A 25,561-nucleotide genomic window follows, 5' to 3' on the forward strand; every position below is an offset into this window, starting at 1 on the left:
GAAGCCATGCCGCAGGCTTTGCATCTTGCTCGCTAATCATCAGACAAGGGCGACCCGATCAAATTGAGAGGACTAGAGTTTTTAATTTGTGCAAGCGGGTCGCCCCTACCCAAAAATTAACTATCAAATTGAGAGGAATAGAATTGTTAATTCATGCAAGCGGGTTGCCCCTACAAGAAATTTAACGATAGATTGCCTGATCAATAGTCACTCGAAAAAATGCTCCTTCTGACTCAAAACGTTCGCTACCAAAATGCCATCCACCTAACAAGCGAGTCGGGATAGTGTAGCCGCCAAACGTCCCTTCTGCTTCCACCACACCGCCGAAGTTTTCATAATGAAACTCACCACCTTCAGGATTACCCCAACGCCTCAGATTGACACTCTCCAATCCCCCTTGATGATCAACCGTGAGGATCAGGTTGCACCTCTCGCCAAACTGGGTTAAGTTACCATGAGCATGAACGGTATCGGGTGCAGTCCAGGATATATCCTGTTGACAGAGTACAGACGGTAACCAAATCAATTCTGCCAACATTCGACCCACAGCCGATCGCGTCATATCTGCACCTGAATCTGTCATCACGGGAAATAGCCCAAACAGCTTCCACCGCATCCCGCCAACGCCATCCACCAGCCGATCAGATCCCCATATCGGTAAGCCATTCATCCGTACCGCCGCCCGCCAAATAAAACCTCGACGCCAAGAGATGACTTGTTCAGCCGTGAAGGGAAGCCAACCCCGCAGTTTAATTTCACCATGCATCCGCAGTCGCACCGCAGAGGCTAATGGTGTTCCGGGCGCGATCGCATGGTTCAGATAGCGTTGTACCGTATCAGGATACCCTACTAACTGATCGGGTTGAAATATCTGTTCGCTGGGTGGCGTTGACTCCCACAACTCGTTTAGGGAAACTGCTTGACTCATCACTACCTCCAACCCTGATTCTTAAAAACAATTGTCCGGATTAAATCGTTATAATCCAGTATTTATTATTAGTGAAGCTAACCAATTCATCAGGTTGCTATAGGAAGATACAAATCTGTTCTCAGACTACACAAACCTTCCCTCTTCCATAATCAGCATTTTCCAATCACGAATCATCAATTACCAGGTTGCAATCCACCTAGTCATAAACCTAGCCAATCCAGTTGGCGTTTATAACTGCTAGTCCTATTGAAATTGTACCGATGTCACGTCACCATTTATCCAGTCCTCAGCGAAAATTCACTCGACGTTCATTTCTAGTCCTAGGTGGTGCAGCTTTAGCCCAAGGGTTGGGACTTGTTTCCCCAGTTGCCGCCGAGTCTGTCAGTCTTCGCCGCAGTACGATTCTCGGTGTTCCCCTCTATCAAACCCATATTGATCTGACCAACCCCGATACATTTATCGCCATTGGTTTAGCTAATAATTCCACGTTGGGAAATCATCAAGGGGCGATTGGCGAGGAATCGTTTGGTAATATGGTTCGTCGCTATCATGCGGCTGTCGTCGCCAGTGGCACATTTTTTAGTAAAAAAGACCCAAAACGGCTGATGGGAAATATGGTCTCCGCTGGAACCTTTCTCAAATACAGTCCCTGGGAAAATTATGGCACGACGCTGGGATTACGGGTCGGAAACCAACCGGAATTAGTGACAGCGCGAGTGGATGGAAAGCCAGACTGGAGTCAACATTGGTTTTCGCTGACTGGGGGTCCCAGACTGCTGAGGAACGGGAAAGTTTGGTTAGCGCCGCGTAGTGAAGGATTTACTGACCCGCGTGTTATGGGTGTGGCGCATCGCTGTGCGATCGGGTTTCCCGCTAGTGGCAAAAAATTAGTCTTGGTCACGTTTCTAGCACCGTTACCGTTATGGAAAGAAGCGAAGGTAATGCGGGCAATTGGGTGCAGCGAAGCGATGAATTTAGATGGTGGTGCATCTAGCGCATTATACCAGAGGGGGAGGATTTTAGTGAATCCTAAACGGATGCTCACGAACGCGATCGTGGTGTATGATTCCCATCATCCTGCACCGACATTCTTACGAGAGACTTGGCAGAAGTTTCAACAAGGAGAACGACCTGTTGTTCCCCAGTTATTCAGAGTTTGAAGGATTAAAAAATATATCGTCTTAAAAAGAGCGATCGCCTGTTCAGATCCCTGTAGGGGCGACCCGCTTAGCCTAATTAACACCACCAGTCACAGGGCGGGTTTACAAAAGTTACCAATTTGGGCTTGCATGTTATAGGTCAAACCCGCCCCTACAGATTCTCGGGTCGCCTTCGATATGATTAAGACCGATATTACTATCGTTATCGTTGATGGTTCTCTAGAAACAGTTATACCACCTCTAGGGACACGGCACTGCCGTGCTGTTATGCATTTAAATTGGGTATTAGTAGCGAGCAAGATATGCTACTCAGAGATCGAGAGATTTACGATGTGAATCAATCTATCATCGCCGCTGAAACTGGAGTGCCTGTGAGTGCTGAAGTTCTGGCACTTGTACTCAATAGTCTTGATGACAGTAGCTCTAGAGTTTGGTTAGGTGGTACTGTGTCTATTCCAGAAACAACAGACTCGGAAATAATCGATATACTGATTAGTACAGGTTCGTGGGGGGCGGTTTTGTGGGAACCCTTGGCTCATTTAGGTCACATAGTTGTTGTTGATGGAATTGACGAGACTGGAAAAATTCTAATTCGTGACCCTTAGGATGCTACAAGTTATAAGATGGATAGAGAAGAATTTATAAATTATTGGAATAGTCAAGCCATTTATTCACTAAGGCGATGAACGTAAAAGTTTTATCAATTAAACCCGCCCAAAAGCCTAACTCCTATGAGGTATTGTTGTCGATTGGTGAAAATAAGCACTTATTCAAATTTACCACTGAAGTTAATCAAGTGGGAGGTCGTCAACTTCAGACAACTCATGGAGAGCGCAGGTTTTTAGATTGGTTCAGGTTTAATCAGCGGGTAGCCATGAATGTAAGTAAGTTAGTCTCTCAATTTTACAAGAAAGAAGCCGTTGAACTTCCAGCAGATGTCGGTAAATTTGTGACTTCTGAAGAAGCTGTATCAACATTGAAGCCATTTAAATGCGATCGCCAGCCAGAAACGGGTGATGGCGGTAGAGAAAGTTTAATTGATCAGGATACAGGAAAGACGAGTCAGGACGTTCGTCAAAAAGCGATCGCGTTAGTCGAAAACTTGCCAGACTCTTTGCTGGATGAAGCCGTTCACGTTTTGGAATCGTTGTCTGTCAAGGCTAATACTCCAGAGTAGCGATCGCTGAGAGTTCAAAACCGTTCTCCTACGCCCAAATGCACCTGAGAATCCCCCTGATCATTTAAGCCAAAATCCACCTGTACTGGACCAAAAGGCGATCGCACTCTCACCCCAACCCCATAACCAAATCCACTCCCTGGCTTATCCCGCACCTCTCCCGGTTCCCCAGTAACAGTATCCCCTGAACCTAAATCTGTGGCATAATCCGCAAATATCCGACCCCCTAACCAAGTAAACACCGGAAACCGATATTCAGCCGTGGCTTGCAGGTAAGACCGACCTGCACCCACTTCCCCACTCTGATAGCCGCGTACCGAACTCCCCCCGCCGAGGCTAAAGGCTTCATAAGCAGGTAAATCGCCAATCACGGTTCCTCCCTGAAGATTAAACACTAAGGTTTGATCGCCAGAGGTGAACCCAAATAACTCCACCGGAACATATTGGGTATAACTTCCACTCACCCGATTAAAAATAATATCGGCTTCACCCACAGGAACCGACTGATCCATCCCGACTCTGACATTAGATCCTTGGCTGGGATAATCGGTATCATCGCGATTATCTTGCACCGCCGATAGATTCACCGTCAATAAATCATCTTGACCGCGATCGCTTAAACTCAACGGATTGCCAAATTCATCCACAGGCTGCACCTGATCGGTAAACGCCTGATCCCGAATCGACACCCGCTGATAAGATACTCCTACCCCAGCCTGCCAATTCCCTCCCAGAGGACGAAACACTTCCCCACTTCCCCCCAAACGATGCACCCACGGCGTTTCCCCATTCGGCAAATCCACCTCGCGATCGCCACCAATAAACACTTCCGATGGAGAACGCTGATTAAATACCGCCAAACTGTACCCTGTCCGCAACGGATCACCCGCAATCCACGGATCAGTAAAACTCACCTCAAATCCTAGAGTATCTTCGCCCCCTTCCAGTTCTAGCGCCAAGTTCTGATTATTCCCGCCCAGATTCTCCTCCTCTAACCGCAACACCCCATAAATCCCTTTTGCCCGACTTGCACTGGGAAAAGCGGTGACATTAAAGGATGAATCCTCAACCACATTCACAATCATGACAATTTGATTGGGTTGATTGGTCTGTTGGAGACTGAGGGTAGCATCCTCGACACTATCTAACTGCGTGACTCGTTCTAACCCCTGCTGGGCGACCTCTGGACGATAAACGTCTCCAGGTTGCAGATCAAATTCTCGCGTAATGATATAAGGACGAGTGTTTCCGGGAGTGGGTTGACCGTCTTCATCAACAAAGCGAACTTGGATATCCGCGATCGCAACAGGTCTCCTGGAAGGAATAGGATTACGGTTTGGTGATTGAGGACGTTGAGGCACATCGGGGAGAGTCGTCTGCTTCTGGAAGGGTTGCGATCGCCTCTGGCGGTACGTGGGGTTTAATCGCGCTTCGATTGGCATCCCCTGATTATCCACAAACGAACCATACTCAACTGGCGAAACTACGTCTATTTCCTGTCCCCGACTCGATGCAGCCGCCAATAATTCTGCACCTACCCCAGCCAATACTAGGGGAAGAATAAACCACTTGCGCCACCGTTGGTAGAACCCCATCAGCCACCTTACCCGCTACGTGCCAGTTCCGCTTTTACAACCGATGTTATCAGTATATTTCCCATCAGGGAAGGTAGAGATATTCCGCCGGAATATCTCTACAATAATGTTACGCTTTGTTGAAATTCCTAGAAATTCCCAAAACCCGGACAAAGCACATTCAAAAGTTCAGGCGGAATCTCCTCGTAATGTTCCAGCACAAAGTCCATAAAGGCGAGATGGCGCAAATCTCTGGGTTGAGGACGGCGGTAATTACGACCTCTTCTGAACCAACTATCAACAGTAGACATGGAACGGGAACAGATAAAAGCCATCGTTTCATGATTTACCAGCCATTTCGCATAAAACTGTTGCGGCGTCATTCCCAGTTGACAGTAACCATAGAGGTCAATTAAAGCCTGTTCGCGTTCAGTGATAGGACGGGGTGTCATCGGCTTTCCTCCCAAGGTTCCAGGTCATCTTCCCAAGCCGTATCAGCTACCGTCCACCGGGAACTGGGGGAACATTTGTCCAGCCAAATCAGATAACACCATGTCCAACCACAGTGATGAGACGCAAAGCCGTAGAATCTGCCGATCGCAGTTCCCCAGTCTGGAGATGTTGGCGGATTGGGGAGTTTCGGGTTGAGGCTGTCTGCGCGATCGCGAATCCATTGCAGCTTATCCCCATAGAGAAATCTCGGCGGTTTGACGTGAGGGAAGTCAGTGGGGAGTTCAACGACTGAGAAGCGCTTGTGACTAAAGCTGATGGGTAAGTCGCAGCCGCCATAACCCATGGCTTTGAGGTAGCCGGATACAATTTTGCCATTGAGAGTCGCGGTTAACTCTCGGATCAGGATTGCGGCGAGGCTTTCCAGTTCCGATTGGCTTACATTCATCCCGACTGCATCAAACTCAGTGTTACAGAGGGTTTGCAGGCGAGAGAGGAGAGAGGCGATCGCAAAATCATCCAAGGCTTGCTGATAGCCCCTCTGGTCAGTGGATGGGCGAATTAAGTCGCGATCGCACGTACTTTTTGAGAAATTTGGCATAGGATTGAAATTGCTCCTATTCAATAGTGGGAGTCAGCGCCAGACCTATCGCTTTGGACGGCAGGAGGTCTGGCGTTTTTGTATAGTGCCTGCGCGTTTTCTAAACATTTGAAATACTTGAATTTAGTTAACGCGCATTTACTGTACATGACTATATTAGAACATGCGCGTTAACTAATCAATAGGGAATGTTAGAATTTTTTTAGAATATGCGTATGAACTAAACGATAATATGCCCAAAGGTAAAAAGCGTGTCAGGGGAGAACCCGTTGATCACAATGAATTAAAGAAAAGTCTTAACTTGACAGTTACACCGACGGGGGCGCGTGGACTAGAAGAAATCGCCCAGGAATTGGGGCTAAAATCTAAAAGTGAGTTAGTGGATCAAATTGGGCGTAGGCGGCTAATCGTTTCTCCAAATCCAGTAATTGAGAAGGATACAGAGGAGTGAAATTAATCTCTTTTCGTGGTTTTCCTGTCTTCAGAAAAGATATAGATACAAAAAGACGAGCTGCTTTGGTAAAATAATAGGTTTGTCTGAAGCTTAGAATCAGAGACAGCAACGCCATTACCGCGAGGAGACCAGGTAAGTACGTGAATTTCAGATTAGGTTAGAACAGTGACATAATAGGTTTAATTTTAATGATTAGTATCAACCAAGAGAAAAATGATAAAATTCATGAATTATGCAATTTGCCAGAGGGCTGGCAATGGAAAAAATTATCGGAAATAGCTGATACAACAAGCGGAGGTACACCTAGAAGAAACCAATTAGAATACTTTCAAGGAAATATTAATTGGTTTAAATCAGGTGAATTACAAGATGCAGAAATATTTGAAAGCCAAGAAAAAATAACTTTGGGAGCTATAAAGGATTCAAATGCCAAAGTTTTTCCAAGAGGTACTCTTTTGATAGCTATGTATGGTGCTACGGCTGGTAAGTTAGGAGTTTTAGGTGTAAAAGCTGCTACCAATCAAGCCATTTGTGCTGTTTTCCCCAAAAAACAGTTTGGTTTACCATTGCTCAACAATTGGTTCTTGTTTTATTACTTTAAATCCATTCGGCAGCAACTGATCAATCGTAGTTTTGGTGCAGTTCAGCCCAATATAAGCCAAAGATTAATTAAAGAGACTTATATACCAATTCCATTTCCTAAAGATATTGTTCTCTCTCTTGATATTCAGAATCGCATTGTAGCCCGCGTCGAATCCTTACTCGGTGAATTGAAAGGCGATCACCAGATTCTGGACAAAATGCATCGGGATACTAGCCGATTTATTGACATGAAATTGGAGGAAATTTTTGAAATTTTGCAGTCAGCTAGACAACCACTGATGGATGTTATTGAATCACCTCCCAGAAACGGATGGTCGCCAAAATGTGATAATAACCCCAATGGAACTCCTGTACTTAAGCTGGGAGCAGTCTTAAAGTTTCAGTATAAGCCCGATGAATTTAAGCGAACAAGCCTACCCACTGATCCGAATGCACATTACTGGCTTAAACCAGGAGATGTTTTGATATCTCGAAGTAATACATTCGAACTTGTAGGTCATGCGGCTATTTATTCAGGAACTCCTTTTCCCTGTATTTATCCAGATTTGATGATGCGGATTAGAGTGGATCAATCAAAAGCTGATAGCCGTTTTCTAGTTTATTGGCTTCAGAGTAAAGAAGTACGTCATTTTATTCAATCTCGTGCTTCTGGAGCCAGTCCGACAATGAAAAAAATTAACCAAGGTCATGTATGTAATATTCCATTTCCGGTAATTTCTTTAGATGAACAACGTCAATTAGCTCATTATTTAGACTCTATTCAATCTGAAGTTAACCAAATGTTGAAAACAATGCAACAAGATGCAAAACTACTTGAACGATTAGAACAGGCAATTCTAGAGAAAGCATTTCAGGGGCAGCTATAGATTATGACGAGCGCCAGCGAAAAGCTTAATCAGGTTTGGTCGGAATTCCAAAAAGCTGGAATTACCGATGATTTAAGCGTCATTGAATATATTGCCAGATTTCTCTTAGAAGAAAGCAATTCAATTGTAGCTTCATCCAGCGACTCAAAAGCCCAGAGTCTTGTCCCCCATGATCCAGAAAAATTTCCATCAGAGAAAGCAATACCTAAAAGACCACCTAGTGACTTAAATATAGATATAGAAACTATCAAGCAGTATTTGCGTGAAGCAGCAGAACAAGCAGGAGACATCGCAACCCTATTTGACCGTTACGTTCTCTTTCGCTTACCTTCCATACTTCCAGGGGGACGCTATCCGACTCCCAGGCACATAACTACTTTTCTACAGCGTATTGCCCAGGTTAAACCCAGTCATAGTATGGTAGATATTGCCTGTGGCAGTGGTGGTTTTTTAGTCGCTCAAGGGATAACTGTTACCTCCCCACTAAGAGTGGGCATTGATATTTCTCCTGAATGGAAACGACTCGCATGGGCTAATACCAGATTGCACGGCTTTGTCCCACGCTTGCTCAATGGAAACGCTCTTGATAGTAAGAATTTAGCAAAAGTTTTTACTGATAATAAGTTTGACCGCATTTTAATAAACCCGCCCTTCGGCGAAAAGATTGATAACAAGTTAGCAGAAAGCACCCTTGGGCAGAGGGTGGGTAGCCGAAGCGAAACAGCCCTGACTACACTAGCTCTCAAAAAACTATCTGAGGGAGGAAAAGCAGCTATCTTAGTTCCTTCAGGTTTGCTATTTAGCAACAATACAGGTGAGAGAGAATTACGAAGGCAGCTAGTCGTTGACTATAAACTTGAAGCGGTCATCTCCTTACCCAAAGACGCTTTACAACCCTACAGTCCGTTACAAACTCACCTGCTGCTTGTGAGTAAACCCGATAATTCCGCTCAACCCTCAAAAAATGCAGAGAATCCAATCTGGTTTTGGCAGCTTGAACAGGACGGCTACCCTAGTGGTCGAGGTCGTGACTTAACTCAAGACCCCAATGAATCAGCAAGTGACTTACCCTTTGTCACCAGAGTTCTCACCAATCCGAATCCCCCTCTTTTATTTCCCCAACACAATCCTCGAATAGCCATCAGCAGAATAGCTGAAGGTACTTCGCTACTGGGCTTTGTTTGCCAAGCGACCTCGACAGAATTGACCTCGGTCACGTTTTATCCACAACCGAATGAAACCACCTCTGCATTCCTGTTAACTGAGACTGCACCCCTAGGTGAACAGCGCATCTGCGATCGCATCCCTTTGGATGGTAGCGAACCCTCACAGGTTGAAAATCCACAGCAGCTAATTCAAGACCTATATAAACTTAAACAGAAAGACCCTGATCCGGGTAAACGCCTATTCTCTCAACCCGTAAAAGCAGCAGCAATCTCAGTTTTACCCGAAAGCCAAGCTGTAGGAAGCAATAGAGTCAGACTCCTCGGTGTAGCGGTGCAATGGGACACGATTCAAGCGCCAACCTACGATTTACGCCCAGAACGTTATGTTGAAAAGCAGGAGGAACCGCGTTCGACTGATTCTCCGGCTGAACTCCTTAGCCAAATTTACCAAAACCAGAGAAAGCTGTCTGGGCACATTGAGAGCCTATTTGGTCGTCTGGAACTCCCTGCGATCGCCAATCAACAACTTCCTTCTCCCTTGGCAAATATAGCATCCCTGGGAATTCTCGAAAAACTGAATCCAGAACAGAAGACCATTTGGGAGCGAATTCAGGCAAAAATAGAAAAAATTGATAGCCGTGATCAAGATAACCCACAAACCGCAGTACACTTTACCTTAGAGGAGTTGCTCCAAGAGGATGACAGCGAGATATCAGAAATGACTCGTTCAACTGTCGATCTCCTGGAACGCCTGGGAGTAATTGTACCAGTGACGATTACAACTCCTAGCACCGATGAGTCAATTCAGTGCTATCGTCGTGTTACAGAGCGAGACTTGTGGCAGTTCGACTGAAGCGAATCAGAATTAGAGGGGGAGAGTATATGAAATTGAAACGACTCTACCTAGGAGATTATCGGGTCTTACGTGACCTAGAGATTCGCTTTTGTCCACCGACTGAACGCCGCCTAACTTTTACTCGCAACTATAGCCTTGACTTTCTCGTTGGTGTCAACGGCACAGGCAAATCAACGGTGCTGAAGATATTATGGAACTTAATGCAGCAATTAGAGGGAAATCCTTACATTGAATATCCCTTTGAACTGGAATATGAACTGGGAACGGATAACCAAAAGCGCACGATTAAAATTTCTAATCGCCACGAAGATCCGGAAACCGAAGAAATGATTTTCACCCCAGTTCCCTCAGCTTTGGAAAATAACCAACCTATTGCGATAAGTCGTGATATCTTACCGGAACTCGTCGTTGCCTTTACAACAGGTAGCGAAGGAGAATGGGATTTGGGTGGAGACCAAAAAAGTTTTGACAGTGGCAATTTAGCTGAATTACAAGACTTGTCTCAACTCGAACGAGCAATTCGAGAGTTACCCGGAAAGCGAACCAACTTGGAAATCACGGAGGGACGAAATACAAGCGAAGGTAGTCGCTGTTTGTTTATCAAAAACCATCAGCTTCCTTTACTCACCCTTTGTAGTCTATTAGTCGATTTAGCAGAAAATTCTGATCAGTCAGGTTTAAAGGACGTTTTTCAAGAAGTATATATAAAACCCATATCCGGCTTTTCCCTGAAATTCCGGAAAACTCATGATCCCGCTTATTTAGGTGACTGGGATGATGTCAAGAGTTTAGCCCGGATAGCATCTTTGTGTCTGCATCAAGGAAATGATTACTTATTGGTGTTTGACTTAACTAGCACTGGGCATTCCATTGCTAAAGAGATTTTTAACAGCTTCTCTAGTGGTTTGGAGTTGTTCAAAAAACTCTCCTTACTCGCTAATGTGGATGAAAATGGACAATCCGTCTTGAGAGAAGTCAACATCTTTTTAGAACGGACAAATTCCCCGCATCCCGAAACCCATCTAGACGTTCCCCCCTTACACCTGTTTGAGTGGCTCAGTGACGGGGAACGTAGTTTTTTAGGTCGGATGAGTCTATTTACTTTGTTAGGTACTACCGAAGCTTTGATTATTCTAGATGAACCAGAAGTTCACTTTAATGATTTCTGGAAACGCCAAATTGTGCAACTCTTAGACGCTAAGCTCAAAGATCGCCATAGCCATGTTTTAATTACGACTCACTCCAGTATCACATTAACTGATGTTCCCAAAGAAGATATTGTCGTCTTAGATCGGAATGGCAACTACACTCAGAGTTCATTTAATCCAACATTGCGAACCTTCGGAGCTGATCCTAGCGATATCATGGTGCATGTGTTTGGTGCGCCACATCCTGCTGGAGCATCCAGTGTGCACCGTATTGAGCAAGAGTTAGAAAACTCATTAAATCGAAGTCCCCATGAACGACGAGAGGTACTCGAAGAATTGCTGAATAATGTCGTTGCTCAAGGATATTGGAGCTATCTAATTCGTCGCGAATTGCAAACAATGGAAAAGGAATGATTTATCAAGTAGAGTTACCTGAACTCACGCTTAAGCGACTGACGGATGTAGTTTACCTACAAATGCGTTTACTAAGATACGCTGCTTCTACGGAGACTCTAAGTCGGCAAACCTGTGAGCGTTACCTGAAAGGATATAAAAGGTTTCGAGGACGACATAAACAAATTGCTGATTGGCTTTGGCGAGGTCCAAAAAGGCGCAAACTTTTAGAGAATTTTTCTCAAGGTTCACGTCCAGAAAAACTTGAATGGAGCAGATGTTTGTTTCGAGAAGCGCTGGCATTTCTGACTAACCCAGTCGGTTATATGACACCATATAGAAAAAAAGCCGCCCCAGATTGGCAGCAAGCAGGCGCTGAGTTTCTTTGCCTGTTCTATGAATATCTGGGTAAAGAATTACCTGATTACTTTTTTTCAGAAAGAGGAGCAACCCAATTTAATAAAAATAACCTTAAATCTAATTTTTTTAAGACTAATAATCAACTTGAAGTTTGCCCTGCTTGTGACTTTTCAGCTACTCGTAGTCAAGTTGATCACTATCTTCCCATTAGCCTCTATCCCCACCTTTCTTGTCATCCTTTTAACTTAATTCCTATCTGTAGTGAGTGTAATTCGTTAATGGTTAAGGGAAATCATGACGTACTTCAGAAAAACTCAAAAAATCGACGTAAATTAGAAGATATATTTTTGATATACAAAAATTGTGGACTTGGAGACTTAACTTATTTAAAGCTTGAACTAGAAAAAGGCTATAGGTCTATAAGCTTGATGGAATTTAAGCCGCGTAAAGGAGAAAATCTCCGTGACTGTATCGACGCATACTGTAATGCCTACCAAATTCCAGATAGATGGTTGGAAATAGTGAAAACAATTGAAAACCAGCTTTTCAGTCAAATTAAACAATTTATGAAAGCAGCCAAAGGACAAAGAGAATCACTTAACATTTTTGACGTAGACCGTGGACTTACAGAACTGCTACAAAGCTTGTGTGAAAACCAAGGTAAAATACCCTTTGCATTTCCCATGTCTTGGTGGCTTGCCACTTTAATTGAGAGAGAATTAAAACCAGCTATCAGTAGTTCTCAGCAGATAGAGGTCAAAAATTTTCCCTTACTTGAGGAAATAGCTGATTGGATACGCCAGGATAACATACAACACCCGGCTTACATTAAAGAACCACACCTTGAGCAAGCCCGAAATTTAAGGACAATAGTAGCAGAAGAAGGGTAGATTTGTATTCTTTATAACCCACCCGACAAGCAATTTATGTTTTCTCGATCAATGGTTTCTCAATGATCGCGTAACTCCGAATCTGCCAAGGCGCTATCCTCAAGGCTTGCAGTGTCGGTGATTCTGGAGACTGATCCACAGGACGTTCTAACAAATCCACAGAACCTTCTATCGCCAAACCTAAATCACTATTGAATGAAACTTCCGCTTCCTCTCCCTGAGATTCATAACACCGCAGAATCCAACGGTGGGGATTATCTTGCGATCGCTTGAACGCAATCACTACTAAATTTTCCGCTGATAACTCTAGCAAGGAACCCCTGGGGGGCAAGGAGTTAATACCCTGATTCGCCCTGTCTTCCAGCCGGACAACTTGCAGGGGGAAATTTAACTCATACCCTCGCTGAACCGTTTTCGCGGCTTGCCAAGTTCCTGCATGAGGATAAAGGGCGTAAGTGAAGTGGTGAATTCCGCGATCGGCGTCGGGATGGGGCCACATTGGGCTTTTGAGTAGGGTTAATCGGAGTTGAGAGGGTTGGGCGTCATAGCCGTATTTACAATCATTCAGGAGACTCACGCCATAAGTTTCATCAGCCAAATCTGCCCAACGCAATGCTGGAACTTCCCATTTGGCTTGTTCGGCGGGGGTTTGGGGTTTTGTCGGGCGTTGAATTGCGCCGCAGGGAATTTCATAGGTGGCGTAGTCGGCTTCTAGGTTTAAGGGGAATGCGGCTTTGACTAATACCTGGCGTTCCTGCCAATCTACGGTTGTGGCTATTTTAAGTAGGGGTGAATCTGATGTCAGGATGTAGTCTTGGCAAAACTGGGATTGTCCTAATTGACGAATGACTTGGAGACGCGATCGCAGGTTTCCGCGTTCTAGCCATTGAATGGATTGTAGTTGGGTTGGTGGTAAGGGATGTTGATGGTAATTGGGGTCAATATTCCAGGCGTCCCAATATTGTCCTTTGTCTTCAAAGGCTTGCAGTTGATTCCCGGCACCGCTTAATATTTCTCGTTGGTTTTGTTTATCAAAAATGCTGCTTAAGTCGCCTGTATTGGGATTGACGATAACTTTCAGGTAGTCATTTTCGAGGATAAATTCGTTGTTGGGTTGGGGATTGGGGTTGTCGTTTTCTGGGGGAGTGTCTGTGGGACAAAGCCAGACTATTTTATAGCCGATCGCGGGGATATCTTTTGCCAGAAATAGCAGATGGGTTTGATTCTTTGCTTCGTTTGTATGGAACCCGATTTGGCTGGGGATTTTTTCGCCGTTACTATCGTATAGTTGCCCGGATTGATTGTTGGTGATTTGGATTTGTTTTTTCAACGCAGAGGTTCGCAGAGGGAAGCGCAGAGGTAGCGCGAACGCGCCGCTATCGCTAACGCAGAGGGAGAGGGGAATGAGTTCTGAACGTTGCCAGTTGAGGGGGTTGAAAATGATTAGGGGTTGGGCGTTGGGGTGAGGGGGTGAGGGGAGGGTGATTTGGGACGCGATCGCGTTTAGGGATTCGGCGATAATGGTTTGGGTTATTGTCTCGGTTTGTTGCCATTTTTGGTTGGCTTCAATGAAGACTTCGGGAATTGAGGTTCCGGGTAAGATGTCGTGGAATTGATTAAAGAGGACGTTTTTCCATGCGGTTTCTAGTTGAGTTTGAGGATAGTTTTTTTGGGTGATTAGGGTGGCGAGGGAGGCAAAGAGTTCGGCTTGATACAGTAATCCTTCACAGCGACGATTCCAGCGTTTTTGGTCAGCGTGGGTGGTATAACAGCCGCGATGGAGTTCTAGATAGAGTTCGTTATTCCAAATTGGATTAGGAATTGAATAGTTGTAGGGGCGGGTTTCACTATTATTGTTTTTTGTCCCCCTGATGTGACTAAACCCGCCCTCATCTCCTCTATCTTCCCTATCTCCCCTATCGCCTCTCTCTTCTAATTGATTCTCAAGATTCTGCAAATATTTCAACGCGGTGGTAAATTCTATTTTTGGAAAAAAGGGAGACTGTTGCCAACGCTGGGCGACTTCTAGCATATCGCGAGTGGGACCACCGCCATGATCGCCTACACCAGGTAACCAAAATATATCCTTAATTTTGGTTTGGGTTTGCCACTTAATCCCATAATTGGTCATGGTAATTGGATTCGTGTCCATGACTCCAGTAATATTGGGTGGTGACATTAAACTGAGAATTTGAGTTCCATCCGGTGATTGCCACCAAAAGAGGTGATAGGGGAATTCAGTTGTGTCATTCCAATGCAGTTTTTGGGTGACAAAATAGTTGATTCCGCCTTGTTTTAAGAGTTGCGGTAATTGCCACGTAAAGCCAAAACTATCTGTAACCCAGGCAACTTGACTAATTTGACCGAATTTTTCTTGGGTATAATGCTGACCATAAAGAATTTGGCGGACAATGGATTCACCGTCAATTAAGTTGAGTTCTGGTTCAACCCACATCCCACCAACTGTTTCCCATTTTCCGGCGATGACTTGCTGTTTTATTCGGCTAAATAAGTCGGGACGATTCTGTTCGATCCAGGCATAAAGGGCAGGTGTTGTATGACAATAGGTTAAATTAGGAAAGTCTTGCTGTAAACTGAGAACTGATTCAAACGTTCGCACGGCAACATCCCAAGTTGCCTGAGTTGACCATAACCAAGCCATATCTAAATGGGCATGACCGAGTAAGTGGAATGTAGCGTTAGGGGTGAGGTTTTGGGATAGTAAAGTTTGGCGTAATTGAGTTAGCGATCGCGTAAACTGATCGGCATCAGATACCCTCTGCCAGTTAATCTCAGCTACAGCAGCAGCCAGTGTTTCTAATTGTTCCGGTGCAAAGGCGGTTAAATACTTCTGCAATACGGTTAATTCATCCGCCACAAATCCCGGATCAATCGAATTTGTTGATTCATAAATACAGCAAGACCGCATTAACCCGCCAATATCATGACCTGGACTCACTAACCGTACCATTAAGGTAATGATTTCTCCAGGACTAACGGTTGAACTTAAAAGGATTCTTGCTGAAGAATCAAATAAGTCTCCTTCTTGGACTAACTCACCATTCACAAAAATTTTGGCATCTTCCGCCCACCAGGTTAGCGCTAGTCGTAAGGTTAGTCCGGCTAAAGGATAGTCTTGTAAATCATGAGGAATGATAAATTGTTGCCCGAACCACATTACTTGGCGTCCGGCTGACCAGATAATATAGCCTTTATCATTGAGTTCAACACTTGACCCGTTTACCAAAATATGGTTACTTATCTCCTCCAGAGGCAGATCTTCAGACCACAGTTTCCAATTAGTCTGCACATTCACCTGAGTTAAGGCGCGGAGTTTGGCAATAGAGTCAGAAAGGGAGGGTAAGGAAGACATAGTAATGAATGATAAAAATGAATAGTTAACAATCAGAATTACGAAAACATCTGTCGCATTAATCCGTCTGGGGTGGAAACCTAAGAAAGCAAGCGTTTAAGTACGCTTTAGTTTACTACAGTAAAGACATTGAACCCGTTTTAACGGGTTTTAGCTTTGACGCGGAAATTTATTTCCCGGCTAGACTAAATTAAGGGTGTATGGTGGGTGATGCCAACGTTTATGGCGCTAAAGCGCAACTACGAACATTCGCGAAGAAAGCGATAGAGTATGGAATAATAAGTAAGTCATCGCTGCTTCTGCTTGCATCACCATGTCTGCTTCTACCCCAGGTCGCTACCGCAGCCGATTGTTCAATCTTATCAATCACCATTCTCGCCGACTCATCGATCGCGGTGAACGGGCGATCCGACATCTGAAAGTCGCGGCTGTTTGGGGAACGCAAATTCTCCTCTATCCTATCTATATGGTTGTCCAAGCCAGTCTCACGGCTGGGCGTCAGCTTTCGGCAGAGGCAAAAGCGGGATGGATTCGATTAAAAGCTTTGACCCACTCCCAACCGCCAGAACAACCGCCTGCTGTTGATACGCCGATTCAACGGGTTCTTAATTCGACTGGGCGGTTGAAACCGCAGCTACACAAACAAAACCTGCCTACGCAGGTTTCCCAATCCCCACGGGTAGAAATTCAAGGCGTAGCCAGTCTCCTCGCCACCCGAACCCTAGTTCTGGTTTCCGTCGCTAATGAAATTCTGGATATCCTCACCCCAGAACAACAGCAAAAACTGGCGGCGAGAATAAGCTGGGAACTGGCTACCCTTTATCGTCAGTGGCGCTTAGTTGATAATTTAAAGGTTTCCTGGGTACACCGCCAACTCAGTCACTTGGCTAAACCGTCTCTGTTTCTCCCCTTAAGACTATTTTGGCAACTCATGGCATGGGTGCAAACCAGTCCGGTTGCGATCGCGATTAATCTTTTCGGTGAGTCTACCTTATCAGACTATCAGGAACCCATGCCTGCGATCGCATCTCCCACCGAAATCCCCCAAAGCTTTGCCTATTCCTGGCTGCAACAATTCGCACCGGGGGGAACATTAGCCGCGATCGATGACACCATTGCCCAATGGGAATCGCACCCGTTACAGACATCAAATCACGTTGCGATCGCACTCCGTCACCGCAGCCAAACTCTACTGCAAACCTTCAAAACCTCGTTCATCACTCCTCGACAATCCACTGATCCAACCCAGACATCAGCATCTCACTCCTTTTGGCTGGTAGGATTAATTTACGCCGCGATCGACTACTTTTTTGGTCAGCGTAGTTCTCACCCATTCCATCACCAAGACACAACCTCAGTTAATCCTACTGAGGACATTAATCAACGATTCGCTAATTCAACAAGTTTCGTCACCCTTCCTGGGGCAGAATTCACGTATAAAACTGAACCTGATCCATGGTTAACCTGGGATGATTTATTTGGGTGTCCAAACCCCACGTTCACACCAAATTCTGCTGTCACTAACTTTATTAGCTTGAAGGGAAACGTTACCCCAACGTTACCCCAACTTTCCCCAGGATTTACAGTCAAAAAAATGACTATCCGGAACAACGCTATTGGTGCTATTCTCCAGCGTTTTGGTTTCTATAAACAAGCTGAAACCCTACGGATAAGCGATCAAGAACACCCCAAGGCACAACAAAAATTTGTTAACTTTAGACAGAGTATTCAATCTAAATTACTACGTTGGATTCCTCTCCTGAACCTAACCGAAAACGTCGATCAAAACCACAACCAAGTTACTCACACCCAAACGCAAATAGTTAAGTCTTTCCCTCCACTGTTATATCCAATAGCATTAAAAATTTCAGGACTTTCTACATTAGAAAATAACTTAAAATCTGGAACAGTAGTCAAGGTATTTCCGGCGACCTTATCAGAGCAAAGTTCGACAAGTTTACCTGAGCCTTTCCCCTCCTATTCATCTTTGCCGTTATCTTTTCATTCTGCCTTACCTTCACCATCCGAACAACCCATTTCCTATTCCCAAAACCATGATATCGAACCTGCGCCCGACTGGATTGAAACGGAGGCAATTGCCACAGGATATGTTAAACACCCCTTAGAAGAAATCCTAGAATGGTTGGATGTGGGTATGCTTTTGCTGGAGGAGGTAACGATTAAAGCTTGGCAATGGATGCGACAATTTTTTACCAAGGACAATGCATGATATTAAGTTAGGTTGAAGGTAGTGGAGGAGATGGGGTGATGGGCGAGTCATGTTCCAGATATGGTGCAAGAAGTGTCTGTGTGTAGGGGCGGGTTTAGGGATTAATATTGAATGTTAAGCTGTCATGCATTTAAATTGGGTATTAGTAGCGAGCAAGATGCAAAGCCTGCGGCATGGCTTCGCTAAACGCACTACAAGGATTGCGCCATTATTGATATTAAGGTTTAAATGCCGAACAGCTTATCCCTAGCTTAGCTGCAAAACCCGCCCGACCAAATGACAAATGACGAATGACAAATGACAAATGACAAATGACAAATGACAAATGACGAATGACAAATGACAAATGACAAATGACAAATGACAAATGACAAATGACAAATGACAAATGACAAATGACGACTTATGACTATCCCGCGCACCATTTGCCTCGGATTCTTAGCCATGATTACTGTAGGCACATTTCTGTTAATTCTACCGTTCTCGACTCAGGATGGAACGTGGACTGATCCAATTACTGCCTTATTTACCGCAACCTCGGCTGTCTGTGTCACAGGTTTAGCTGTAGTCGATACAGGCAGTTATTTTTCGGGTGTCGGTCAGTTTTTTGTCCTTGCCTTATTCCAGCTTGGGGGATTAGGCTATATGACAACCACGACCTTTATGTTACTCTTGGTGCGTCGGAAGTTTAACTTACGCCATAAAATAGCAATTCAACAAGCGTTTGATCGTCCAGGCTTAGAAAAAAGTTCGTTTGTTATTCGCTCAATTATTGCCACAGCATTAATTTTTGAATTAACTGGGTTTTTCCTGTTATTGCTCGTATTTGTTCCCGATCAAGGCTGGGATAAAGGATTGTGGTTGTCTATTTTTCACAGTATTAGCGCTTGGAATAATGCGGGATTTAGTTTGTTTTCCGATAGTTTAATGGGCTATCAGTCCTCTGTTTGGTTACTTGTGATTATTTCAGGACTGATTGTCTTGGGTGGAATTGGTCAACCTGTGCTTTTTGAACTGTATCTCTGGTTACGCGATATCTTCAAGTATAAACGGGAAAAACTCACCTTTTCTCTGAATTTTAAAGTGGTAACCAGTACAACGCTATTCCTATTAATTTTAGGAACAATCGCCTTCTTCTTTGTCGAAGTAAATAACCCGAATATTTTAGGGAATTTAAGTTTCCGGGATAAGCTTTTAAGCGCATGGTTTCAGTCGGTGACGACAAGAACGGCAGGATTTAACACCATTGATATTAGTCAAATGACAGCAGCGGGTTTATTTATGACAATTGCCTTCATGTTTATCGGTGCCAGTCCAGGCGGAACCGGGGGCGGGATGAAAACGACAACGTTTCGGGTGTTGGCGAGTTGTACGAAGGCGATTTTACAAGGAAAAGAGGAAGTTTATCTGTACAGACGTCAGGTTCCGCTCAACCTTATCTTAAAAGCCACGGCGGTTCTGGTTGGTTCCGTCACCACTGTCATTTTTTTGACCATTTTAATCGCGATCACCGATCCCCATATTCCATTTATCCAACTCCTATTTGAAGTTGTATCCGCTTTCGCTACAGTTGGACTTTCAACGGGGATTACCGCCAGTCTCTCGGCGTTGGGAAAACTGATTTTAGTGGCAACCATGTTTATCGGGCGGGTAGGAATTATAGCATTTATGGCAACCCTCCTGGGAGATCCGCGTCCTAGCCATGTTCGTTATCCGGAAGAAAATCTACTCGTAGGATAATGCTAATCTAATGGGTGTAGGGTTATGATCAATAATATTTAATTTAGGAAAGGACAAGGGTGTGAGTTGGTCATCTATAGGATTCTGGCGGAACCTGCATCGCGAAAATAAGCAATTTGCTGTCATTGGTTTAGGGCGTTTTGGTCGAGGCGTTTGCTCATCCCTACACCATCTTGGACATGAAGTTTTAGGAACAGATATTAATGAAAAACTGGTTAGTCAAGTCTTGACCGATCAAATCGCCGCCCATGCGATTCAACTCGACTCCACCGATCCCAAAGCTTTGAAAGAGGCGGGAATTTTTGAATTTGATACGGTGATTATTGCGATTGGCAACTATTTACAGGAAAGTATTATTACCACGCTCAATATTAAGGAAGCTGGTGTCCCATACGTGGTGGCTAAAGCGTCTTCAGAAGTTCATGGTAAATTGTTAGAACGGGTTGGTGCGGATCGAGTGGTTTATCCGGAATATGAAGCGGGTTGTGCTTTGGCGCGATCGCTAACTCAGCCGTCTATTTTAGATCGCTTTGAGTTAGACCCGAATCACAGTATTGTCGAGATATCAGTTCCCGAAGACTTTAATGGCAAAACCGTGATGGAACTGCAACTGCGGAATCGTTATGGCTTAAACTTGTTGGCAGTTGGTCAAGATGATCAGTTTGAGATTAATCCCGCCCCTACAACTCGCCTGTTTAAAGGGTTTGCCATGGTGGTGATTGGTTCCAATCGAGATATTGAGCGTTTGCCTATTTAAGGAACAGTTATCAGTTATCAGTTATCAGTTACCAGGGAACCTAGGAGAGGCAATGTAGGGGCGGGTTTGACTATTATCCTTTCTTCCTTCACCCAGATGTGACTAAACCCGCCCTGATCGGTGTAGGTATCATTTTCAACAGGGCGGTTGACACCGCAACTAAACAAACTAAACCCGCCCCGATTCCCCTATCTTTCATCATTAATAATTCATAACACCTGAATTTCATCCAATTGTGCGATCGCGACATCTGCATCGGGGAAATTAACCGATGTTCCCCAGCTAATCCCAATACAACCCGCCGCACCCGCACGACTTGCCATCGCCATGTCTCCGGCTGAATCTCCCACCATCAGCGTTGCACTCACCGAAACGCCCAAACGTTCACAGGCTTGCAGAAATAACGCTGGATCAGGTTTACTAAGGTCTGTATCAACCCCTTGTTGTAATTGAATATAAGGCTCTAACTGGTGACGTTTGACAAAGGCTTGCACTCCTGCTGTGGAAGCCGCCGACAGAATTCCTAATTTTAAACCCGCTTCAGACAGGGATTTGAGGACATCTAAACTCCCTGCAAATAACGGAGAAGTTCCCGCTGCATCCTTGAGATATTGCTCCGCTTCCGCAAAGGCATTACGGGCAATCTCTAGGGATTCTAACCAACCGCGCCCCGTTTCCGCAATATAAGCCGCTGCTGCGATTTCACTTTCTCGACGGCTACCCACCGCCATCAATCCTGTCGGATCAAGGCTATCATCCTGAATCCCAAACGCCATCAGCAAGGGTTCACCCACACCAGGAATTTGAGCATCAATCAAGCGCGATCGCTTATAGGCTAATTCTCGCAAAAAGGCTTGTGAGTCTTCTAACGTTCCATCTTTATCAAAAATGATCGCTTCTATATTCGGGAAAGTCACCTCCCGACAGCGAATAGTTACCAAGGGTTACACTCCTAGAACACGGCGCATCAGCTATTAGAGATTATCTTCCCATGTTGCTGATCATTCGTACAGGAGTGCAGGGAGTACAGGTGTAGGGGCGGGTTTTACCGATAACATTTTGCCACAAACCAATAACGTGACTAAACCCGCCCTTGGGAAAACATGGGGAGTTACAGCGCTTTGCACTTTAATAAAGTACGGTAGATCAAAGTCCCCCTTCAGATCCCCCTCCCGTCCCCCTTTTCGATCCCCCTCCCGTCCCCCTTCAAAAGGGGGAAGCCAAAGGATGCTTCGCTTTTTGTTCCATGGGGAAGCCAAAGGATGCTTCGCTTTTTGTTCCATGGGGAAGCCAGAGGATGCTTCGCTTTTTTTGCTTATGGGATTTAGGGGGATCTGACAATGTACCGCATAGCAGAGCAAACTGCTGTAGTCAGGGCGGGTTTTGCACAAACGTTACCATCAATAGTGACAAGAAAATCCCTAAACCCGCCCCTACAAACCAGGACTCTTGAGCCAAGCAAAGAGTCTTCCCAGATGTTTAATAGAACATGAAACTGTTTAAGTCTGTCGCAGGCGTTTCTTGATTCACTTGGACGGCTGGAGACATTGAGGATGTCGGCGTTAAAATTGCTGTGCCTAATAAAGTTAAAAACCCCACAAATCCTACTAATAATAGTTTAGTGGCTTTGGCGTTCGATGTTCCTTTAGGTGATTTTGCTCATGACGCCCAAACCTTTACTGTTGCCTTGCTTACTCCCTTCTGCCTTATGCCGTCTTGTACCCCCCAGCATAAGTAATGACACACATATTTTGATACTGAATATGATAGCCAAAGGCTACACCTGCAACTTGAAAGGCTGAATTAAAGATATTGTTTCGATGACCGCGATCGCGCACCCCATCATCGATAATTAATTGCATGATAATGTCATCCGCCCGCGCCACGCCGTAAGTAATATTTTCACCCGCCGTGATCTGCCAACGCCCATACCGATTCAGACGGATAAAAGGAGTGCTGCGATCGCCACCAATATGCCCAATGTTTCCCGTTTCTCCTTGATCACGAACATGATCCCTCGCTGCTTGTGACATCCCCAGCGATAGTTTTAACGGCGATAAGGGACGAGTGGATTGGAGAAAATCAATCGCCTCATCAACCGCATTGACACCTTCAATGGTACGTAAAAACACTTGTTGAGAAAGTTTGACTTGGTTCCCCGAAAACCGCTGTTTCCAGTTATCTAAAAGCGGAATATAAGACATGGGCTGAGTTCGCACTTTATTCGTTTCCTCAATCACTCTCAATTCCAATGGCGAGAGAATAATTATCTGTGCTGAATTCATGATTGATCCTTGGGTGTGGGATATCACATAATTACAATAGACGTATTGGGTTCTGGAAAAACGGCTCACGGAAGCTACCCTATCCCTGCTGTCGCCCAGAACATTGATATGTACTCGCCCATTACCAATTTCTCAGGAACAACGCCGTGCAAATTCCGCGACTGCACCCAGACACCATCGCCCAAGTCAAAGAACGAGTAGACATTGTGGATGTCGTCTCGGAGCAAGTTGTGCTGCGAAAGCGGGGTAAAGAGTATGTGGGCTTGTGTCCCTTCCATGGCGAAAAGACACCCAGTTTTACCGTCAGTCCCAACAAACAAATGTACTACTGCTTCGGCTGTGGTACGGGTGGAACTGCGATTAAATTCCTCATGGAAGCGGGAAAACAGTCCTTCAGTGAGGTGGTTCTCGATTTAGCTCGGCGCTATCAAATCCGAGTGAAAACCCTGGAACCTGAACAACGTCAGGAATTACAGCGTCAGCTATCCTTACAGGAGCAACTGTATGAGATTTTGGCACTCGCCGCCTCATTTTATCAGCACGCACTCCGACAACCCCAAGGACAGCAGGCGCTAGAGTATTTACAATCTCAGCGACATCTGGGTGAGGAAACCCTGCAACAGTTTCAGTTAGGGTATGCGCCGGCGACGTGGGAAACCCTGTACCGTTATCTGGTGGAACAAAAAGGCAAACCCGTACAACTGGTTAAAGATGCGGGATTAATTTTGCCACGCAAATCAGGAGACGGCTATTATGATCGGTTTCGCGATCGCATCATGATTCCGATTCATGATCGTCACGGGCGAGTGATTGGGTTTGGCGGGAGAGCATTGGGGGATGAACTCCCTAAATATCTTAATTCTCCCGAAACGCCGCTATTTAATAAAGGGAAAACCTTATTTGCTTTAGACAAAGCCTACAACGCGATCGCGGATCAGGATCAAGCCGTAGTTGTGGAAGGTTATTTCGATGCGATCGCGTTGCATCGGGTAGGGATTCACAACGTCGTCGCCTCCTTGGGGACAGCCTTAAGTCTGGATCAAATGCGCCTACTGCTGCGTTACACCGAATCCAACCAAATCATCCTCAACTTTGACGCCGACAAAGCCGGAACCACCGCCGCCGAACGCGCGATCGGAGAAATTGCCGACTTAGCCTACAAAGGACAAGTCCAACTGCGGATACTTAACCTCCCGGATGGTAAAGACGCCGACGAATTCCTCACCCATACCCCCGATGGGACAGAACAATACCAACAGCTACTCCAAAACGCGCCCTTATGGTTACATTGGCAGATTGATCAACTGATAATTGGAAAAGATCTCAAGCAAGCCCACCAATTTAAACAAGTTGCTCAGAAAATCGTCAAATTGCTGTACAAATTAGAGGACGTTAATCAACAAAGTTATTACATCAACTACTGTGCCGAAAAACTGAGTCTAGGAGAAAGCCAAATGATTCCTCGACTCGTCCAAGCGTTACAGACGCAACTGAATAAATTACGCATCACTCCAATCAAAAAAGATGACAAGTCTAATCTAAAGCAGCAAAACTTACCCATTTCGATTGACTTATCCATTAGTCAAGAACACAGTCTACTCGAAGAAGCGGAAGCCTTACTCTTACGAATTTATTTGCATCGTCCCGAATATCGCCAGACCATTATCGACATTTTAGAGGCAAAGGATTTGTTGTTTAGTCTTGCTCCTCACCGATTTTTGTGGCAGCAAATCTTAGACGTGCAATCTGTCGCGCAATCTATCCTATTACAGCATCCTGAAAAGCTAATTTCCCTGTTACAAGACCGCAGTATCCAGTTTCCAGAGGAAATGGTTCTGGTGGAACATTTATTCCACTTAAATGAGAAGCGTAGTCAAGATCTTACTCGCACTCCCTTAGCCATTCGCACCGCTGCTGCTTGTTTAGAAGTCGTGACGTGGAACAAACACAAGCGATATTGTATAGAACAATGGCAAAAGCTAAATTTCGCTACTGACCCAAAACGTAAGGAATACTATTCTCAAGGAATTCGGGAAGCCTATAAACGCTTGCAAGAGTTACAGAAAATCCGTCAAACTAATATCTTAGACATCCATCAATTTGCCCCCATATAGTTAGGGCTTGCTGAATAAGTTGTGGTTGTGGGTGGAGCTGGGGGAGCAGGGGAAGCTGGGGAAGCTGGGGAAGCTGGGGAAGCTGGGGGAGCTGGGGGAGCAATGGTACATTTTTTCTGATTCCAATCGCCACAAACACCGAATTGGATGAATTAACCTTACCCCCAGAATCCGTAGGGGCGCAAAGCTTTGCGCCCAATTTATAGTGCTACGCGCCAGGCAATAGGCAATAGGCAATAGGCAATAAGCTGTTCGGCATTTAAACCTTAATGTCAATAATGGCGAAATCCTTGCCGTAGTGCGAGCATCTTGCTCGCTACATTGAGCATCTTGCTCGCTACCCATTCCCAATTTAAATGCATAACAGCTTAGGCAATAGGCAATAGTAAATAAAAACGCTTACCTGACAAGGGATTGAGCGATTTTAATTTTT

The 25,561-nt window shown here is 45.0% G+C and carries 19 protein-coding genes; 12 read left to right on the plus strand and 7 right to left on the minus strand.

Going from position 1 to position 25,561, the window contains the following annotated elements; genetic code table 11:
- Positions 1-181 precede the first annotated feature (181 nt).
- Positions 182-928 carry a DUF6920 family protein gene (locus RID53_RS01325; protein WP_446386400.1) on the minus strand — a complete coding sequence of 249 codons (747 nt, stop codon included), beginning with the start codon at positions 926-928 and terminating at the stop codon, positions 182-184.
- 263 nt (positions 929-1,191) lie between these two features.
- Between RID53_RS01325 and RID53_RS01330 the strand changes: the two genes are divergently transcribed.
- The 3 genes from RID53_RS01330 to RID53_RS01340 all read left to right on the plus strand — a co-directional run bounded on the left by RID53_RS01330 (position 1,192) and on the right by RID53_RS01340 (position 3,268).
- A complete protein-coding gene (locus RID53_RS01330) occupies positions 1,192-2,091 on the plus strand; it encodes a phosphodiester glycosidase family protein (RefSeq protein WP_446386401.1) in 900 nt (299 codons plus the stop codon).
- Positions 2,092-2,393: 302 nt separating this feature from the next.
- Complete coding sequence (locus RID53_RS01335; RefSeq protein WP_446386402.1) at positions 2,394-2,696, plus strand: hypothetical protein; 303 nt, start codon at positions 2,394-2,396, stop codon at positions 2,694-2,696.
- Between the two features lie 77 nt (positions 2,697-2,773).
- Positions 2,774-3,268, plus strand: a complete 495-nt coding sequence (locus RID53_RS01340) for a hypothetical protein (protein WP_446386403.1) — start codon at positions 2,774-2,776, stop codon at positions 3,266-3,268.
- 14 nt (positions 3,269-3,282) lie between these two features.
- Here the strand turns inward: RID53_RS01340 and RID53_RS01345 are convergent, their stop codons facing one another.
- From RID53_RS01345 to RID53_RS01355, 3 genes are all read right to left on the minus strand, one after another.
- Positions 3,283-4,863: a BamA/TamA family outer membrane protein gene (locus tag RID53_RS01345; protein WP_446386404.1), complete on the minus strand. Its 1,581-nt coding sequence runs from the start codon at positions 4,861-4,863 to the stop codon at positions 3,283-3,285.
- 128 nt (positions 4,864-4,991) lie between these two features.
- Entirely contained in the window at positions 4,992-5,294 is a 303-nt protein-coding gene (locus RID53_RS01350; RefSeq protein WP_446386405.1) for a helix-turn-helix domain-containing protein, read from the minus strand.
- Positions 5,291-5,893: a hypothetical protein gene (locus RID53_RS01355; RefSeq protein ID WP_446386406.1), complete on the minus strand. Its 603-nt coding sequence runs from the start codon at positions 5,891-5,893 to the stop codon at positions 5,291-5,293. Before RID53_RS01355 ends, RID53_RS01350 begins: the two co-directional genes overlap by 4 nt.
- A gap of 232 nt (positions 5,894-6,125) precedes the next feature.
- Between RID53_RS01355 and RID53_RS01360 the strand changes: the two genes are divergently transcribed.
- The 5 genes from RID53_RS01360 to RID53_RS01380 all read left to right on the plus strand — a co-directional run bounded on the left by RID53_RS01360 (position 6,126) and on the right by RID53_RS01380 (position 12,629).
- On the plus strand, positions 6,126-6,344 hold the full coding sequence (locus RID53_RS01360; protein ID WP_446386407.1) for a hypothetical protein: 219 nt from the start codon (positions 6,126-6,128) through the stop codon (positions 6,342-6,344).
- 191 nt (positions 6,345-6,535) lie between these two features.
- The gene (locus RID53_RS01365) at positions 6,536-7,816 is read left to right on the plus strand and encodes a restriction endonuclease subunit S (protein ID WP_446386408.1); all 1,281 of its coding nucleotides are present in this window, start codon (positions 6,536-6,538) and stop codon (positions 7,814-7,816) included.
- Positions 7,817-7,819: 3 nt separating this feature from the next.
- Positions 7,820-9,835, plus strand: a complete 2,016-nt coding sequence (locus RID53_RS01370) for an HsdM family class I SAM-dependent methyltransferase (RefSeq protein ID WP_446386409.1) — start codon at positions 7,820-7,822, stop codon at positions 9,833-9,835.
- Positions 9,836-9,864: 29 nt separating this feature from the next.
- Positions 9,865-11,400, plus strand: coding sequence for an AAA family ATPase (locus tag RID53_RS01375; protein WP_446386410.1), 1,536 nt, complete (start codon positions 9,865-9,867; stop codon positions 11,398-11,400).
- Positions 11,397-12,629, plus strand: a complete 1,233-nt coding sequence (locus RID53_RS01380) for a hypothetical protein (RefSeq protein WP_446386411.1) — start codon at positions 11,397-11,399, stop codon at positions 12,627-12,629. Before RID53_RS01375 ends, RID53_RS01380 begins: the two co-directional genes overlap by 4 nt.
- 34 nt (positions 12,630-12,663) lie before the next feature.
- Here RID53_RS01380 and RID53_RS01385 read toward each other — a convergent pair whose 3' ends face one another.
- Entirely contained in the window at positions 12,664-16,002 is a 3,339-nt protein-coding gene (locus RID53_RS01385) for an alpha-mannosidase (protein ID WP_446386412.1), read from the minus strand.
- 313 nt (positions 16,003-16,315) lie between these two features.
- On the opposite strand from RID53_RS01385, the gene RID53_RS01390 reads away from it, so the two are divergent.
- The 3 genes from RID53_RS01390 to RID53_RS01400 all read left to right on the plus strand — a co-directional run bounded on the left by RID53_RS01390 (position 16,316) and on the right by RID53_RS01400 (position 20,729).
- A complete protein-coding gene (locus RID53_RS01390; protein ID WP_446386413.1) occupies positions 16,316-18,232 on the plus strand; it encodes a hypothetical protein in 1,917 nt (638 codons plus the stop codon).
- Positions 18,233-18,637: 405 nt separating this feature from the next.
- Entirely contained in the window at positions 18,638-19,972 is a 1,335-nt protein-coding gene (locus RID53_RS01395; RefSeq protein ID WP_446386414.1) for a TrkH family potassium uptake protein, read from the plus strand.
- A gap of 61 nt (positions 19,973-20,033) precedes the next feature.
- A complete protein-coding gene (locus tag RID53_RS01400; RefSeq protein WP_446375911.1) occupies positions 20,034-20,729 on the plus strand; it encodes a potassium channel family protein in 696 nt (231 codons plus the stop codon).
- Positions 20,730-20,938: 209 nt separating this feature from the next.
- On the opposite strand, the gene RID53_RS01405 is transcribed toward RID53_RS01400, so the two are convergent.
- Complete coding sequence (locus RID53_RS01405) at positions 20,939-21,670, minus strand: HAD family hydrolase (protein WP_446386415.1); 732 nt, start codon at positions 21,668-21,670, stop codon at positions 20,939-20,941.
- A 765-nt stretch (positions 21,671-22,435) separates the two neighbouring features.
- Positions 22,436-23,014 (minus strand): CAP domain-containing protein, encoded by a 579-nt coding sequence (locus RID53_RS01410; RefSeq protein WP_446386416.1) that lies wholly within the window; start codon positions 23,012-23,014, stop codon positions 22,436-22,438.
- Between the two features lie 146 nt (positions 23,015-23,160).
- Between RID53_RS01410 and dnaG the strand changes: the two genes are divergently transcribed.
- On the plus strand, positions 23,161-25,128 hold the full coding sequence (gene dnaG, locus RID53_RS01415) for a DNA primase (RefSeq protein ID WP_446386417.1): 1,968 nt from the start codon (positions 23,161-23,163) through the stop codon (positions 25,126-25,128).
- Positions 25,129-25,561: the final 433 nt, after the last annotated feature.

The organism is Coleofasciculus sp. B1-GNL1-01 (assembly GCF_040220235.1).
Lineage (GTDB): Bacteria > Cyanobacteriota > Cyanobacteriia > Cyanobacteriales > Coleofasciculaceae > Coleofasciculus.

Excerpts from the sequence above, each read along its gene's own strand:
- RID53_RS01340 (WP_446386403.1), top strand. The coding sequence starts at position 2,774 with ATGAACGTAAAAGTTTTATCAATTAAACCCGCCCAAAAGCCTAACTCC.
- RID53_RS01330 (WP_446386401.1), top strand. The coding sequence starts at position 1,192 with ATGTCACGTCACCATTTATCCAGTCCTCAGCGAAAATTCACTCGACGT.
- RID53_RS01385 (WP_446386412.1), bottom strand. The coding sequence starts at position 16,002 with ATGTCTTCCTTACCCTCCCTTTCTGACTCTATTGCCAAACTCCGCGCC.
- RID53_RS01395 (WP_446386414.1), top strand. The coding sequence starts at position 18,638 with ATGACTATCCCGCGCACCATTTGCCTCGGATTCTTAGCCATGATTACT.
- RID53_RS01380 (WP_446386411.1), top strand. The coding sequence starts at position 11,397 with ATGATTTATCAAGTAGAGTTACCTGAACTCACGCTTAAGCGACTGACG.
- RID53_RS01350 (WP_446386405.1), bottom strand. The coding sequence starts at position 5,294 with ATGACACCCCGTCCTATCACTGAACGCGAACAGGCTTTAATTGACCTC.
- RID53_RS01360 (WP_446386407.1), top strand. The coding sequence starts at position 6,126 with ATGCCCAAAGGTAAAAAGCGTGTCAGGGGAGAACCCGTTGATCACAAT.
- RID53_RS01355 (WP_446386406.1), bottom strand. The coding sequence starts at position 5,893 with ATGCCAAATTTCTCAAAAAGTACGTGCGATCGCGACTTAATTCGCCCA.
- RID53_RS01335 (WP_446386402.1), top strand. The coding sequence starts at position 2,394 with ATGCTACTCAGAGATCGAGAGATTTACGATGTGAATCAATCTATCATC.
- RID53_RS01345 (WP_446386404.1), bottom strand. The coding sequence starts at position 4,863 with ATGGGGTTCTACCAACGGTGGCGCAAGTGGTTTATTCTTCCCCTAGTA.
- RID53_RS01390 (WP_446386413.1), top strand. The coding sequence starts at position 16,316 with ATGTCTGCTTCTACCCCAGGTCGCTACCGCAGCCGATTGTTCAATCTT.
- RID53_RS01375 (WP_446386410.1), top strand. The coding sequence starts at position 9,865 with ATGAAATTGAAACGACTCTACCTAGGAGATTATCGGGTCTTACGTGAC.
- RID53_RS01370 (WP_446386409.1), top strand. The coding sequence starts at position 7,820 with ATGACGAGCGCCAGCGAAAAGCTTAATCAGGTTTGGTCGGAATTCCAA.
- RID53_RS01365 (WP_446386408.1), top strand. The coding sequence starts at position 6,536 with ATGATTAGTATCAACCAAGAGAAAAATGATAAAATTCATGAATTATGC.
- RID53_RS01410 (WP_446386416.1), bottom strand. The coding sequence starts at position 23,014 with ATGAATTCAGCACAGATAATTATTCTCTCGCCATTGGAATTGAGAGTG.
- RID53_RS01325 (WP_446386400.1), bottom strand. The coding sequence starts at position 928 with ATGAGTCAAGCAGTTTCCCTAAACGAGTTGTGGGAGTCAACGCCACCC.